The sequence below is a fragment of the Exiguobacterium sp. SL-9 genome (genome assembly GCF_004336985.1).
Taxonomy (GTDB): Bacteria; Bacillota; Bacilli; order Exiguobacteriales; family Exiguobacteriaceae; genus Exiguobacterium.
Genome location: NZ_SJUO01000001.1, coordinates 132,837 through 145,633, shown reverse-complemented (window position 1 = coordinate 145,633; position 12,797 = coordinate 132,837). Strand labels below are relative to the sequence as shown.

The 12,797-nt window shown below is 50.9% G+C and carries 15 protein-coding genes; 13 read left to right on the top strand and 2 right to left on the bottom strand.

The genetic code is table 11. The features are described from left to right. The first annotated feature begins 15 nt into the window (after window positions 1-15). The 6 genes from EVJ34_RS00800 (at window position 16) to EVJ34_RS00775 (ending at window position 5,239) form a co-directional block, all read left to right on the top strand. The gene (locus EVJ34_RS00800; protein WP_131434888.1) at window positions 16-960 is read left to right on the top strand and encodes a carbohydrate kinase family protein; all 945 of its coding nucleotides are present in this window, start codon (window positions 16-18) and stop codon (window positions 958-960) included. Continuing rightward, window positions 957-2,387 carry a sucrose-specific PTS transporter subunit IIBC gene (locus EVJ34_RS00795; RefSeq protein WP_131434890.1) on the top strand — a complete coding sequence of 477 codons (1,431 nt, stop codon included), beginning with the start codon at window positions 957-959 and terminating at the stop codon, window positions 2,385-2,387. Before EVJ34_RS00800 ends, EVJ34_RS00795 begins: the two co-directional genes overlap by 4 nt. Window positions 2,388-2,409: 22 nt before the next feature. Next, the gene (locus EVJ34_RS00790) at window positions 2,410-3,828 is read left to right on the top strand and encodes a sucrose-6-phosphate hydrolase (protein WP_131484466.1); all 1,419 of its coding nucleotides are present in this window, start codon (window positions 2,410-2,412) and stop codon (window positions 3,826-3,828) included. A 120-nt stretch (window positions 3,829-3,948) separates the two neighbouring features. Beyond that, window positions 3,949-4,236: a hypothetical protein gene (locus tag EVJ34_RS00785; RefSeq protein WP_131434894.1), complete on the top strand. Its 288-nt coding sequence runs from the start codon at window positions 3,949-3,951 to the stop codon at window positions 4,234-4,236. Window positions 4,237-4,325: 89 nt separating this feature from the next. Then, complete coding sequence (locus tag EVJ34_RS00780; protein ID WP_131484465.1) at window positions 4,326-4,742, top strand: YhfM domain-containing protein; 417 nt, start codon at window positions 4,326-4,328, stop codon at window positions 4,740-4,742. A 77-nt stretch (window positions 4,743-4,819) separates the two neighbouring features. Then, window positions 4,820-5,239: a YhfM domain-containing protein gene (locus EVJ34_RS00775; RefSeq protein WP_131484464.1), complete on the top strand. Its 420-nt coding sequence runs from the start codon at window positions 4,820-4,822 to the stop codon at window positions 5,237-5,239. Between the two features lie 21 nt (window positions 5,240-5,260). On the opposite strand, the gene EVJ34_RS00770 is transcribed toward EVJ34_RS00775, so the two are convergent. Beyond that, the gene (locus EVJ34_RS00770) at window positions 5,261-6,106 is read right to left on the bottom strand and encodes an alpha/beta fold hydrolase (protein WP_131484463.1); all 846 of its coding nucleotides are present in this window, start codon (window positions 6,104-6,106) and stop codon (window positions 5,261-5,263) included. 113 nt (window positions 6,107-6,219) lie between these two features. Between EVJ34_RS00770 and EVJ34_RS00765 the strand changes: the two genes are divergently transcribed. The 3 genes from EVJ34_RS00765 to EVJ34_RS00755 all read left to right on the top strand — a co-directional run bounded on the left by EVJ34_RS00765 (window position 6,220) and on the right by EVJ34_RS00755 (window position 9,062). Further along, window positions 6,220-7,215, top strand: a complete 996-nt coding sequence (locus tag EVJ34_RS00765; protein WP_131484462.1) for a helix-turn-helix transcriptional regulator — start codon at window positions 6,220-6,222, stop codon at window positions 7,213-7,215. Between the two features lie 219 nt (window positions 7,216-7,434). Continuing rightward, window positions 7,435-8,295, top strand: coding sequence for a metal-dependent hydrolase (locus EVJ34_RS00760; RefSeq protein ID WP_131484461.1), 861 nt, complete (start codon window positions 7,435-7,437; stop codon window positions 8,293-8,295). A gap of 8 nt (window positions 8,296-8,303) precedes the next feature. Further along, entirely contained in the window at window positions 8,304-9,062 is a 759-nt protein-coding gene (locus EVJ34_RS00755) for a DUF817 domain-containing protein (protein ID WP_131434906.1), read from the top strand. A 42-nt stretch (window positions 9,063-9,104) separates the two neighbouring features. Here the strand turns inward: EVJ34_RS00755 and EVJ34_RS00750 are convergent, their stop codons facing one another. Then, complete coding sequence (locus EVJ34_RS00750; RefSeq protein WP_131434908.1) at window positions 9,105-9,512, bottom strand: hypothetical protein; 408 nt, start codon at window positions 9,510-9,512, stop codon at window positions 9,105-9,107. 75 nt (window positions 9,513-9,587) lie between these two features. Between EVJ34_RS00750 and EVJ34_RS00745 the strand changes: the two genes are divergently transcribed. The 4 genes from EVJ34_RS00745 (at window position 9,588) to EVJ34_RS00730 (ending at window position 12,753) form a co-directional block, all read left to right on the top strand. Further along, window positions 9,588-10,001, top strand: a complete 414-nt coding sequence (locus EVJ34_RS00745; RefSeq protein ID WP_131434910.1) for a hypothetical protein — start codon at window positions 9,588-9,590, stop codon at window positions 9,999-10,001. A gap of 309 nt (window positions 10,002-10,310) precedes the next feature. Continuing rightward, window positions 10,311-11,171: an ABC transporter permease subunit gene (locus EVJ34_RS00740; protein WP_201739660.1), complete on the top strand. Its 861-nt coding sequence runs from the start codon at window positions 10,311-10,313 to the stop codon at window positions 11,169-11,171. Then, window positions 11,171-12,217 (top strand): ABC transporter permease, encoded by a 1,047-nt coding sequence (locus tag EVJ34_RS00735; RefSeq protein WP_131484460.1) that lies wholly within the window; start codon window positions 11,171-11,173, stop codon window positions 12,215-12,217. The genes EVJ34_RS00740 and EVJ34_RS00735 overlap by 1 nt, the downstream gene beginning before the upstream one ends. 119 nt (window positions 12,218-12,336) lie before the next feature. Continuing rightward, complete coding sequence (locus EVJ34_RS00730; RefSeq protein ID WP_131484459.1) at window positions 12,337-12,753, top strand: SRPBCC family protein; 417 nt, start codon at window positions 12,337-12,339, stop codon at window positions 12,751-12,753. The last annotated feature ends 44 nt before the right edge of the window (window positions 12,754-12,797 follow it).

Sequence of the window (12,797 nt, the reverse complement as noted above, 5' to 3'; positions counted from 1 at the left end):
CACGGAGGTGGACGGATGAACACCGTACATTGCATTGGTGAACTATTGATTGATTGGGTTTGCGAGGATGCGTCGAGCGACCTCGTCAACGGGACGACATTCGTGAAGAAGGCAGGGGGCGCACCGGCGAACGTCGCCGCGGTCGTCAGTAAACACGGTGGAAGCTCGAGTTTTCTCGGTCAAGTCGGGGCTGACCCGTTCGGCCGGTTTTTGAAACAGACGCTCGTCGACAACGGAGTCGGTGTCGAGAATCTGGTGGAGGAAGGTGACACGACGTTCGCGTTCGTGTCGATCCAAGAAGATGGGGAACGAGACTTTACGTTCCGCCGCGGCAGCGACGGGGATTACGCGTTCGAGTCGATCGACTTGTCGGCATTTAAACCAGGTGACATTGTCCACTTCGGCTCTGCGACGGCGCTCCTCGAAGGCGAGTTAAAGAATGCCTATTTTAAACTGCTTCAGTTCGCCAAACGGGACGGCCTGTTCGTCTCATTCGATCCGAACTATCGGGACGCGCTCGTGACAGATCTTGAAGCGTTCAAACAAGACTCACTTCACTTTATCGCCGAAGCGGATTTCGTGAAGTTGAGTGAAGAGGAAGCACATTTGTTGACGGGACTTGACGATTTAGACCAGGCGGTCGCGTCACTCCTTGAAACGGGTGCGAAACGAATCGCCATCACGCTTGGCTCACGCGGAACGCTCATTGCGACGAAAGACGTCAAAGACGTGATTTCATCGGTGAAAATCGATAGTGTCGATTCGACGGGAGCGGGCGATGCCTTCGTCGGAGCCTATTTATACCGATTGTCGACGCTCGGGCTAGATGACGATCGCTTACTAAAGGACATCGAATATGCGAACGTGACCGGAGCGCTAACGTGCACCGCTTACGGCGCGATTCCTGCCATACCATCACAACAACGCGTGTTTGAAACGCTAGGAGGGAAACCAGCATGAACTACAGACAAGAAGCAGAAGCGATTTTAGAGGCAATCGGCGGAAAAGACAATGTCGCCGCCGCGGCCCACTGTGCGACCCGGCTCCGTCTCGTCTTGAACGATGAATCGAAAGTTGACGAGAAGAAACTTGACGCACTCGATGTTGTCAAAGGAACGTTCTCGACAGGTGGTCAGTATCAAATCATCATCGGTGCAGGTACGGTCAACAAAGTATACGCCGAGTTCGCGGAATTGACAGGTCTCGGTGATATGTCGACAAGTGACGTCAAGTCGGCCGGCGCGAAAAAAGGCAACCCGCTCCAACAGTTCGTGAAGATGCTATCTGATATTTTCGTACCAATCATCCCGGCCATCGTCGCCGGCGGTCTCTTGATGGGGATCAACAACTTGCTCACAGCACCTGATTTGTTCTTCGACGGCAGCTCATTGATCGACCAGTACCCTGGCATCGCCGACCTCGCCGCAATGATCAACACGTTCGCCAACGCCGCTTTCGTCTTTCTACCCGTCCTGATTGGGTTCTCCGCCGCCAAGCGGTTTGGGGGTAATCCATACCTTGGCGCCGCGCTCGGGATGATCATGGTTCACCCGGATCTCGTCAATGCTTACGCGCAAGCAACGGTCGGCGATATTCCGGTTTGGAACATTCTCGGCTTTGAGATTGAGAAGCTCGGTTACCAAGGACAAGTGTTACCAGTACTCGTATCCGCTTATATTTTATCGAAAATTGAAATCAATATCCGTAAATTTATGCCAGCATCACTTGATATCTTACTCACCCCATTGCTCTCTCTCCTCATCACGGCGTTCGTCACGTTCGCATTCGTCGGACCGATTACGCGTGAAGCAGGTAACTTGATCATCGATGGTCTCGTTTGGACATACGACTCGCTCGGCTTCTTCGGTGGTCTCGTCATGGGTCTCTTGTACGCACCAATCGTCATCACAGGAATGCACCACAGCTTCATCGCGATCGAGACACAGCTTCTTGCTGATATCGCACGCACAGGTGGATCATTCATTTTCCCAATCGCAGCGATGTCGAACGTCGCGCAAGGTGCTGCCACACTCGCTGTCTTCTTCTTGACACGTGATAAGAAGATGAAAGGTGTCGCTTCGGCATCTGGTATCTCGGCACTCCTCGGAATCACGGAGCCGGCCATGTTCGGTGTCAACTTGAAACTACGCTATCCGTTCATCGCGGCTATCATCGGTTCAGGGATCGCCTCGGCGTTCATCGTCGGACGTGAAGTCCTCGCAGTAGCGCTCGGTGCGGCAGGTCTTCCGGGAATCATCTCGATCGCACCGGCATCGATTGTCTCGTATATCATCGGTATGGTCATTTCATTCGCCGTCGCTTTCGGATTGACGTTCGTGCTTGCGAAACGCCAAGCGAAAAAAGAAGCAGTGAAACAAGCAGCATAAGAAAGAAAAAGGAAGTGATGTTATGAGTTGGACGAAGGCAGAGCGTTACCGCTCGTTACGTGACGTGAGTGCCCTCGAGATGGAGACGCTCCGCACAAAGACGGCGGCTTCCCCGTGGCGGTTCGGATACCACATCCAACCGCCGACGGGCCTCCTGAACGACCCGAACGGATTCACGTATTATAACGGGGAATATCACATGTTCTATCAGTGGTTCCCACTCGGACCGGTACACGGTCTCAAACATTGGTACCATGTCACATCACCCGACCTCGTCACGTGGACCGACCGCGGGGTGGCGTTAGTCCCGGAGACGACCGAAGACTCGCACGGTGCCTATTCAGGTAGCGGGTTTGTGAAGGACGGGGAGCTCCACGTCATGTACACCGGCAACCACCGGACGGATGACTGGACGCGTCACGCCTCGCAAGTCATCGGCGTGTTGCGGGATGGAAAGATCGAACGTCGTAACGTCGCAATCCCGGACGTGCCGGCCGGGTACACGGAACACTTCCGTGACCCGAAAGTGTGGCTCGAGGATGGCGTCTATTACGCCATCGTCGGGGCCCAACGTAAGAACGAAACAGGTTGTGTCGTCTTATATCGTTCGACTGACTTGGACGACTGGACGTTCCTCGGTGAGATTGAGACAGGACTCGACCCGTTCGGTTACATGTGGGAATGTCCTGACGTGTTCGAACTGAACGGACAACACGTCCTCGTCTTCTCGCCGCAAGGTATCGAGCCTGAAGGCCACCGTTATCACAACGTCTACCAGTCTGGCTTCTTGATCGGCAAGCTCGACGTCGAGACGTTGACGTTCACGCATGACGCGTTCGAAGAACTCGATTTCGGTTTTGATTTCTACGCCCCACAGACGACAGAACAAGACGGACGTCGCGTGCTCGTCGGTTGGATGGGACTCCCGGAAATCGACTATCCGACGGACCGGTTCGGCTGGGCACACGCCTTGACGTTACCGCGTGTGCTCACAATCGAGGACGGATCGCTCAAGCAGCGTCCAGTTGCGGAGATGACAACACTTCGCCAAGACACATTCCTCGATGCGTCCGGCACGTCAGTCAGCGTTGCGACACCGGACCGGTATGAGCTTGAGGTGAAAACGGATGGGTCGGACTTTAGCCTCGAATTGTTGCAAGTTGAAGATGAGTCACTCGTCATTCGTTACGATGCAACGGCAGGCGAGTTGACGATCGATCGGACGAATGCTGGAGAGCCGTTCGCGACCGAGTATGGCACGACACGGACGAAAACGATTGCTGTCGAATCACTTCACGTCTTCGTCGACTCGTCGAGTGTCGAATGTTTCGTCAATGACGGCGAAGCGGTCGCTACGCTCCGTGTGTTCCCAAGCGAGCTCGAGAAACAGTTGCGCTATGAAGGGGCGACGGCGAGCCTGATCGGTTGGACGTATCAATAAGGAAAAGCTGAGCTTCGGCTCGGCTTTTTTTGTTGTTCCAAAATGTAACGATTTCAAGTTTTGCTTATGATACTGTGAAAATAGGTAATTGATTACATAAAAATGGAGGTTGAATCGCTAGTGTGGATCATATTTGGAGTACTGACGGTCGCTGCGACATTGTTCAACTTGTATACGTTCATGGTCGGAAAAGATTTCAAGCTGCCGATGGCGATTGCGTTGTCGCTGACGGCGCTCACCGTGTGCGCGGACTACAGCTATTTATCAGTTTGGGTCGAAGCGGAGGATTGGGGTGCGTTAGCGGATGTCATACCAGGTATGGGACGGGCGTGGTGGGTCTTGACGAGCATCTCGATTCTATTGAACCTATTGCCGATATTTTTAGAGCGCAGCAGAAAGCGTGTGTGACGAGTTTCTTGATAGTATGTAAAAATTTGCGAAACCTTTCGTCCGGATTTTCGTAAAAGATAACGATCAACATGAATGGGGTGAAGCGCATGAAACTAGATCGGGCAATCTTCACAGGGGCTTCGGCGATGTTCAAAGCATTTATGAACTCAGAGGAGAATGAGTTGAACAGAGAAGAGATGATTCAAGCGAGAGTTGCTGAGTCGTCAGGCATTGGTTCGTTCAATGAGACAGATTTCATCATGTTCAATGGAATCGAAAAAGTGAGTCCGTTCGCGGACATGCTGCGTAATGCAGATGATGCGTTCGAAGATTCCATTCACGGGGAACCGGACTTTGACTTGGAGCTTCATTGGAAGGGCGGGATGATGGCACAGTATCATCTTTGGCTCGGACAGAAACATCAACCGAGCTTTTTGATGGATGTGACGCATCCGCATCTCATCTATCGCGTGTCGAGAGATATGACGAATCAGTTGATTCAAGTGCTCGGGGTGGATGAGTGAACGAGTGCCGTGGAATGTGAAACTTTACTTGCTTGAATCGCGTATATCATCCATATACAGACAGAGGGAGTCTATTTATGAAACATCGACATACACCAGTCTTTGCTCTCGTCACGTTATCACTTACCTTGACCGGTTGTGCCTCGAACGATTTCCGGACGGATGGGATTGAAGAAGTCCGCGTCTCGGAATCGGACGGATTCAGCAGTTTTCAAGAGCGCGATCTCGTCACGTTCGACGAACCGGAAGCGATTCAAGTATTCGAAGACATGCTGCGTGAGGCAGACGAACTTCCAGGTGTCGCCAATGTGGTTGGGCCGGAATACGATATCGAAATCCGCTTCGAGGACGGGGAGACGGACCGCTATTACCTTTGGCTGAACGATGATGCGAAGTTCGCAAGCAGTCTTTACGACGCGGACGACACAAATATCGGCTACCACCTTCCGGCTGACGTGACGGACGAATTGATCAATCTGCTCGAGTCAGGCGACTAAAAAGACGCCTAAATGGGCGTCTTACGAGTTGAAGCGGATAAAGCGTTCAATCTGTTGCTCGCTCTTTCGCGCTTGACGGCCGATCCAAATCAGATGGCCGGGGCTGTTCAAGATGGTGAGCTGGGCGTGCGGGATGAGCCGTTTCGCATGATGCGCGTGACGGACCGGCACGGCCTTGTCATTTTTAGAGTGGACGATATACGTCGGGCACGTCACCCCGAGCAAAGCTTCATCGGTCACTTGTTGACGAAGGTCGAACTGGGCACCCAGACCGAACGCCATTTGACTCGCGACTCGCTTCAACAAGAAGATATCGTACGGGGTCACTTCGTCTCGAATCACGTCTAATGCGAGCAGGCTCGTCGATTGAATCATGCGGGCCGTCGCTTCGAACGGTTGTTTTTGAATCGCCCGGAAGACGAATTGTTTCATCGCGAACTGAAGCGCAATGAAAGCCGGTTGGGCGACGTTTCGGCTGATGTAGCGCCGATACGGGAAGTCGACGACACTCGTCACCGCGGCCGCAAGCGTCAAGCTGAGCGCGTGGTCGTTCTGCGATGCGAGCTCGATGGCTGTCGGTCCCCCGGCCGAGATGCCGTACACGTGATATTGTTCGATTGCCATGACTTCCATCAGACGACGTAAGTTGGCGGCGAACGCTTGCGGCGAGGCTGAAAATGAGTACGGAGTCTCACCGTAACCGGGACGAGATGGGACAATGACCCGAAAACCGGACACGACGAGCCGGTCCACATGGTACGGTTCGAGGCTGGATGATTGGGTCCCATGAATCAGAACGATGACCGGACCGTGACCACGGTCCATATATTCGATTTTCGTGCCGTTGACGTGCGCGTAATGTTTCACTGCGGAAGGGCCTCCTTAAACGATTTGTAATGGAAAATACCTTTATTTCATGGAAATAACATGCTACTGTCTGTTTATACATATTTTACAAAGAGAAGTGAGGGGATTAAACCGTGAACAACCGAGAACGGTTACTCGAGGTGAGACGGTTTTTCGAACGCCATACAGATGATAACCATCCGAAGACGTTAGAAGACTTGCTCGAATATTTATCTACTATCGGAGATACTTCTAAGTTAGCAAAAAAATCAGTGAAAGACGACATCCAAGCATTGACCGATTCGGGGTTCGAGGTGCAGGATGAGCTCGAGAAAAACGGCCTCGCCAAAAAATATTGGCATTCGGCCCGTCTGTTTGAAATTCATGAGCTCCGGATGATGGTCGATGCCATCGTTGCGGCGAAGTTCATCTCAGAGGACGTGACGGAACGCATCGTCGAGAAGCTTCAAAAACTGACGAGCATCCCGGAAGCGGAGACGCTCCAATCGATTATTAAGACACCGAAAAAGAAACATGGACAAATCCCGTACCATATCGACCGCATCCAGCGGGCGATTCAAGAACAAAAGGCGATCTCGTTCCAATACACGGACGTCGTCGGCTTTGACGCCACGAAGCGGACGTTCCCACTTCGCCGTGACGGCGAACGTTACGTCGTCAATCCGATCGACCTGCACTGGAACCATGAGCAGTACTATTTGATTGGTATCGATGAATCAATCGGGGAAATCCGAAACTATCGTGTCGACCGCATCGTCAATTCGGAAATTGTCGAGGACGATACGCCGCGCATGAAACAGCATTTGCCGGACGACTATTTCCAAAAGTCGTTCAATATGTATAACGGACTCGACGAGGAGATTGTCCTTGCCGTTGACGAGCGGGTCCTCCCGGTCATTTTCGACAAACTCGGCGAAGACGTCTCGATCACGCAAGACGGAGACCGCTTCCTCATCCGCTTCGATGCGGCCGTATCTGATGGTTTCGTCTATTGGCTCTTGTCACTCGGCACGCAAGTCGAAGTGCTCGAACCGGTCACACTCCGCGATCATATGCGCGAGACGATCGAGACGATGGCCGGTCGATACGCAAAGGCGAGCATTCACTGAAACGATTGAAATGTAGATATGATATACTGCTTGCGACACTTGTAGAAGGGGGACAGGCGGATGTTAGATTGGATGCCATTAATCATTCCGATTGTCGCTGTCATTTTTGTCGCCGTCGTCGCAAGACGCGCCATGAAAATGGACCAAGAGAAATAAGCTAGGACGGACATCCTTCTCGTCATGAGGAGGATGTCTTTTCCGTCCAAAAGGAGGAGACCGATGGATACCATCACACATACGCTGTTCGGTCTGACGCTCTACGGGGCGGCCGACAAGCGAGAGCTTCAGAAAAACGAAAAACGTGCTTTGTTCGTCACGACGCTCGTCGGGAGCCAAATCCCAGATAGTGACGTCATCTCGCGATTATGGGATACGGAAGGGATGTACCAGATGTGGCACCGCGGCATCACCCATTCGATTTTCCTCGTCCCGTTATTCGCGCTACTCATCTACATACTCGTGCGCGTTTTGTTCAAGGTGACCGATATCCGTTACTTTTGGTGGGCGCTCTTATCCGTGTTCATCCATAACACGGCGGACTTGTTCAACGCCTGGGGGACCGGCTACTTCGAGCCATTATCTGATGTCCGAGTCACGTTCGGTGTCATCCCGATCGTCGATTTCGTCTATTGGGGTATCTTCCTCGTCGCCTGGCTGATTGCACGGCGAACGGACGTCCGCCATACGGTGTATCGCTACGCCTGGGCCGCCATCGTCGTGCACGTCTTGATTCAAAGCGCGCAAGGGGCGTACTTGTATCAGTCGTATGCCGCCGATCACGATGAAGTGGCGCTGTCGGCCTCGTTCATCCCGACCCAGTTCACGGTCGTCACAAAGACAGATGAGTCGGTGTCGATTTACAGTGACTCGGTCTATCAAGAACCTGGAGTCCTTTACGAGTTGACGAGTGCAGACGATGCTGATTTGACCCCGCTCTTCGTCGAGAATAAAGAAGCGATCACGCTCAAACAGTGGTCCCCATTCGTTGTCGTCGTCAAGGATGATGAGCGTCTTGGGCTTTACGATCCACGTTTCTTTGACGGTGAGTCGTCATTCCTTTACGAATACATCGAATTGTAGGTGATTCTATGCGTCGCATCCGTTATTTGTTCATCTTCGGTTACGAACAGGCACTCAGTTGTATCTTCCCGGTCGCCATCTTCGGGGCGCTCGCGTTGACAAAATGGTTCGACTTTCCGATTCCGCGCTATGACGTGCTACTCATTTGGTGCCTATTCGTCCAAGTCGTGCTCGTCAAAACCGGTCTCGAGACGATGGAAGAAGTGAAGGTCATCAGTTGGTTCCACGTCATCGGGCTCGGCCTCGAGCTGTTCAAAGTGCAGATGGGGTCATGGAGCTATCCCGACGAGGCGTTGACGAAAGTGTTCGGTGTCCCGCTCTATGCGGGGTTCATGTATGCGAGTGTCGGCAGCTACGTCGTCCAATCGTGGCGCCGCCTTGATTTGGAGTTTCTCAAGATGCCGCCACCGCTCATCGCGTTCGGTCTGGGAATCGCCATCTATTTCAACTTCTTTTGGCACCACATTTGGCTCGATTTGCGCTGGGTGCTGATTGGTCTCGTCTTTCTCGTCTTCGGTCGGGCCATCGTCACGTACCGGCTCGACGATCGCCGTTTCACGATGCCAGTCGTCGTCGCTTTCTTTTTGATCGCCTGCTTCATCTGGTTCGCGGAAAATATCGTCACGTTCTATAACGGTTGGGCCTATCCGAATCAGTTGAGCGGCTGGGCACTCGTCGACCTTGGCAAGCTGTCGTCGTGGTTCCTGCTCGTCATTATCAGTATCTTGCTTGTGGCGTGGCAGAAGCGAAGGCAGGAAATCCTATGAAAAAAACGTGTGCAGCCACATCGGGTCGCACACGTTTTTTGGTTACGTCGTTGGTTGTTTGGAGCGGGCAATCATATGGACGATGAACACATACAGGGGAAATGTGAACGTGAGCGCGATGATCAGCAGCCCGACGGCCGGACTTGGCCATGCCGCTTCATTCGGAGCGGGGACGATCCGTGTCCAGACATAGGTGAACAGCGCTAAATAGGGGAGCCATAGCACGTACAGGGATAGGTTCCATGGTGAAGGAGCCAGTCGCCTGATTTGTTTGACGATGAGCCGCGCGAACAACCAGAGTGAAGCAAGAGCGATAGAGACGATGACGAGCATATAAATATTGCCTATGATCAAATAGAGCCGTCCGCTGTTGGCAAGCAGTTGAATGTTTACGAACAGGGTGAGCGCGAGCTGGATGGAGAGGGTTTGTATGTTGAGAAAGTGTGTCATAGAGATCTCCTCGAAAATGAAATGGTGATGAAACTTTGTCTGTTAGTAACCGTAAAAAGAGGTGAGGTGATAAGTTTGATTGATTTAATCGGGTTTTGGTGTATCGCGCTCGCGCTTGTTGGCGCGACAGTCATGTATTTCGTCCAATGGTGGAAAGACCGAAAGTTAGGAAAGTTGTTTGCGTCCATTGGATCGCTCATGTTAGTCATGCTAGTGTTGCTCGTAACGGTTCCAGATACATATGACCGGATGTATAGTCGCTACATGACAGAGACGGGAATGTGTTATGTAATCGATAACGGTGCGAAAGCCCGTGACATCGATGTATATCTGAATGGCGTGCCGTACGAAACGCGCGATCGTCCCGATATTCCGTTCGGTCCTGGCGTTGAATATGAATGTACGATCACGTTCACGCAGGAGTTGAAGACGCTCGTCAATTATGAGTTACGATCTGAGGATGGTGATGTACTATTTTCGACATACTAAGGTGTTCCTTTCATGAAGGAATACTTTTTTGTTTATCTCTTGATTGGGATGTTCGATGTAGCTGGAACACTTAAAAATTGTGCCTGAGTATATGAGCAATTTAATAGTAGCATAATTTATCTCTTTATTTTTTGAATATTGTTATTATTTACAATATTTCTGTGATAGAATCAAAAAAACACATATGGCTTTTTTTTACTTTTAAATTGAGGAAATGTTTTATTTTGGAGAGCCTTCTTTTTTGTTTGTGGTATTAGGCGATCAAATTTAAAAGGAAAGAATCTCATGGCTCAAAAGGGAGAGAAACAGATGAACTGGATTGCTCAAAAATCGGCTCAGTTTTTTATCACCATATTTGTATTGATTGCGATCAGTGCCTTGCCTTCACTCGTCGTGCAACTCGAGTTCGTCCCATCGAACTACTGGCACGGGATTCAACAACAATTCAGTCAGTTGGCGAAACTCGATGAGATTACATATTTCAACGTCACCGCGCAACGCGAGTTACCGTTATTGCCAGATCTTGCCCCGCTCATGAAAGAGACAGTCATCATCTTTGTGACGTCACTCATCGTCTCGGTCGGGTTTGCCCTTTTGTACGCCTATTTCTTTTATCGGAGCGGGAAGCGCGTGCGCACGGTGCTTCAGCAAACGAGCCAAACGCTAGAGATGATTCCAGATTTGTTTTGGCTCATCTTTTCGCAATTCCTCGCCATCACGATTTACAAGAAGACGGGATTTGATCGGATTGAAGTCGCAGGCGGGTTTGCCGAATACATACGTTTTTTGCCGATCGTGACGTTGACGCTCACGATTCTGTTCTTCTTCCTTAAATGGTTGACGAAACATATCCTCGAGGAAGAAGTGTCGTTGTTTCTCGAATTGGCGCGGGCGAAAGGCGTCCGACCGGCCGCCTTGTTCTGGAGACACTTGCTCCCGAATTTGGTGTATCGCTTCTACCTCTTTTTCCGCTCGAACTTGATTACGGTGCTATCGAGTCTACTCATCATCGAATATTTATTTAACGTGCAAGGGATTTTCCGGTTCGCCGTTTATAATCCGGTCATGCCGATTCTGCTCGTCATCTTGTTGGTCGTCTATATCCCGATCTTCATATTGGATTTACTGGCGGAGTGGATCATCCCGAACGCCTGGAAAGGAGGGATTTGATGCGACGGACGCTACTGCGTGACCCGATTTTCATCATCGGGTTCGTGATTTTTGCCAGCTTACTGTTACTCAGTATCGGGAATACCGTATTCCGCGATGGCCAAGTCGATCAATTTTTGAACCGTTACTCCGACGAAGGTCGGTTGATTGGCATTCCACCGCTCGAACCGTCCAAAGATCAGTGGCTCGGTACCGACCGGGCCGGGAACGACTTGTTCCAGATGATGATTGAAGGCTTTAAATGGACGGTCGGTATTTGTGCGACCGTGGCGCTCGGACGGATGGCGATCGGCCTATTAATCGGGATTCCACTCGCGTTTCGCGGGGCGCGCGTGAACCGATTGTTCAAAATGGTGTTAGATGGTTTTTTGATTCTGCCTATCTCGTTATTGGCCATGATGATGCTGTTCCCGTCCTTTTTCTTTGCAGACTCGACTGTGGTGCCACCACTTCTGGACCGCGTGACGCTACAGTTGACGGTCTTCGTGGCGCTCGGGTTGCCTGCCGTCACGCTCTATCTCATTACAGAAGTCCGACAATTGCTCAAGCAAGAGTTTATGATTGTCGCCGAGACGTTAGGCGGCAGTGTGTGGCATCGGACAAGACGACACCTGTGGCCGCACCTCGTGCCAACGCTGGTCATCGTCTTCATGCAGCAATTCGTACAAACGTTGATGTTACTCATCCATCTATCTTTGTTCGGCGTCTTTTTCGGAGGAACCGTCTTCTTGTTTGAAGGGGTCAGACCGACGCTGTTTGAATGGTCGTCGATGTTCGGTTTTTATTTCACGCAGTTCACGGCGACGACGTGGATGACGAACCATATGTTCTTCGTTCCGGCTCTCGGACTGTCCATGCTCGTCTTCATCAGCAATTTGTTGACGAGTCGGCTTGAGCGAGCGTTCCGGTTACGACGCCAAGAGGCGGTCGTCACGGAAGAGACGATGTCTCAAGTCGAGGCGGCGGCTGCGTCACTCGCGGATCCATTCACACTCGTTCATACGAATCATTCAACTCAACTAAAAAAACCGCCTCCTTCTATTTAGATTGACCAAGGGTTTCCTCGAACGTATATCGAATGAAGTGATGTAAATGGTATATGCATGTCATTCAGTGTCGACGACTTAGCGTTTTAGAACGGTTCATTAAAAAAGGGGATCATGAGATGGAATCTAATACAGTGACAGTGTCATCGATTATTGAAGCACCTATCGACAAAGTATGGCGACTTTGGACAGAACCTGACCATATTAAGCAGTGGAATCATGCATCAGAAGATTGGCACACGACGGAAGCAGAAAATGACTTGAGAGCCAGAGGAAAGTTTCGAAGTCGGATGGAGGCAAAAGACAAGAGTATGGCCTTCGATTTTGAAGGTGTATATGATGAAGTATTAGTCAATCAACTCATTCAATATCACTTTGAAGATGAACGCAGAGTACACATTTCATTTGTTTCAGAAGGTGAGCAAACAAAAATTGTTGAAACGTTTGACGCGGAATCGATGAATCCGCTTGAGTTACAGCGTCAAGGTTGGCAAGCAATCCTTGAGCATTTTAAAAAGTACGTTGAAGAAAACTAACGTATGCATAAAAAAGTTTGAGAGGAGACACTCTGTACACTTTT

Bases quoted from the DNA above. Each gene is read 5' to 3' on its own strand.
- EVJ34_RS00800 (WP_131434888.1), top strand. From the start codon at position 16: ATGAACACCGTACATTGCATTGGTGAACTATTGATTGATTGGGTTTGC.
- EVJ34_RS00795 (WP_131434890.1), top strand. From the start codon at position 957: ATGAACTACAGACAAGAAGCAGAAGCGATTTTAGAGGCAATCGGCGGA.
- EVJ34_RS00790 (WP_131484466.1), top strand. From the start codon at position 2,410: ATGAGTTGGACGAAGGCAGAGCGTTACCGCTCGTTACGTGACGTGAGT.
- EVJ34_RS00780 (WP_131484465.1), top strand. From the start codon at position 4,326: ATGAAACTAGATCGGGCAATCTTCACAGGGGCTTCGGCGATGTTCAAA.
- EVJ34_RS00775 (WP_131484464.1), top strand. From the start codon at position 4,820: ATGAAACATCGACATACACCAGTCTTTGCTCTCGTCACGTTATCACTT.
- EVJ34_RS00760 (WP_131484461.1), top strand. From the start codon at position 7,435: ATGGATACCATCACACATACGCTGTTCGGTCTGACGCTCTACGGGGCG.
- EVJ34_RS00755 (WP_131434906.1), top strand. From the start codon at position 8,304: ATGCGTCGCATCCGTTATTTGTTCATCTTCGGTTACGAACAGGCACTC.
- EVJ34_RS00750 (WP_131434908.1), bottom strand. From the start codon at position 9,512: ATGACACACTTTCTCAACATACAAACCCTCTCCATCCAGCTCGCGCTC.
- EVJ34_RS00740 (WP_201739660.1), top strand. From the start codon at position 10,311: ATGAACTGGATTGCTCAAAAATCGGCTCAGTTTTTTATCACCATATTT.
- EVJ34_RS00735 (WP_131484460.1), top strand. From the start codon at position 11,171: ATGCGACGGACGCTACTGCGTGACCCGATTTTCATCATCGGGTTCGTG.
- EVJ34_RS00730 (WP_131484459.1), top strand. From the start codon at position 12,337: ATGGAATCTAATACAGTGACAGTGTCATCGATTATTGAAGCACCTATC.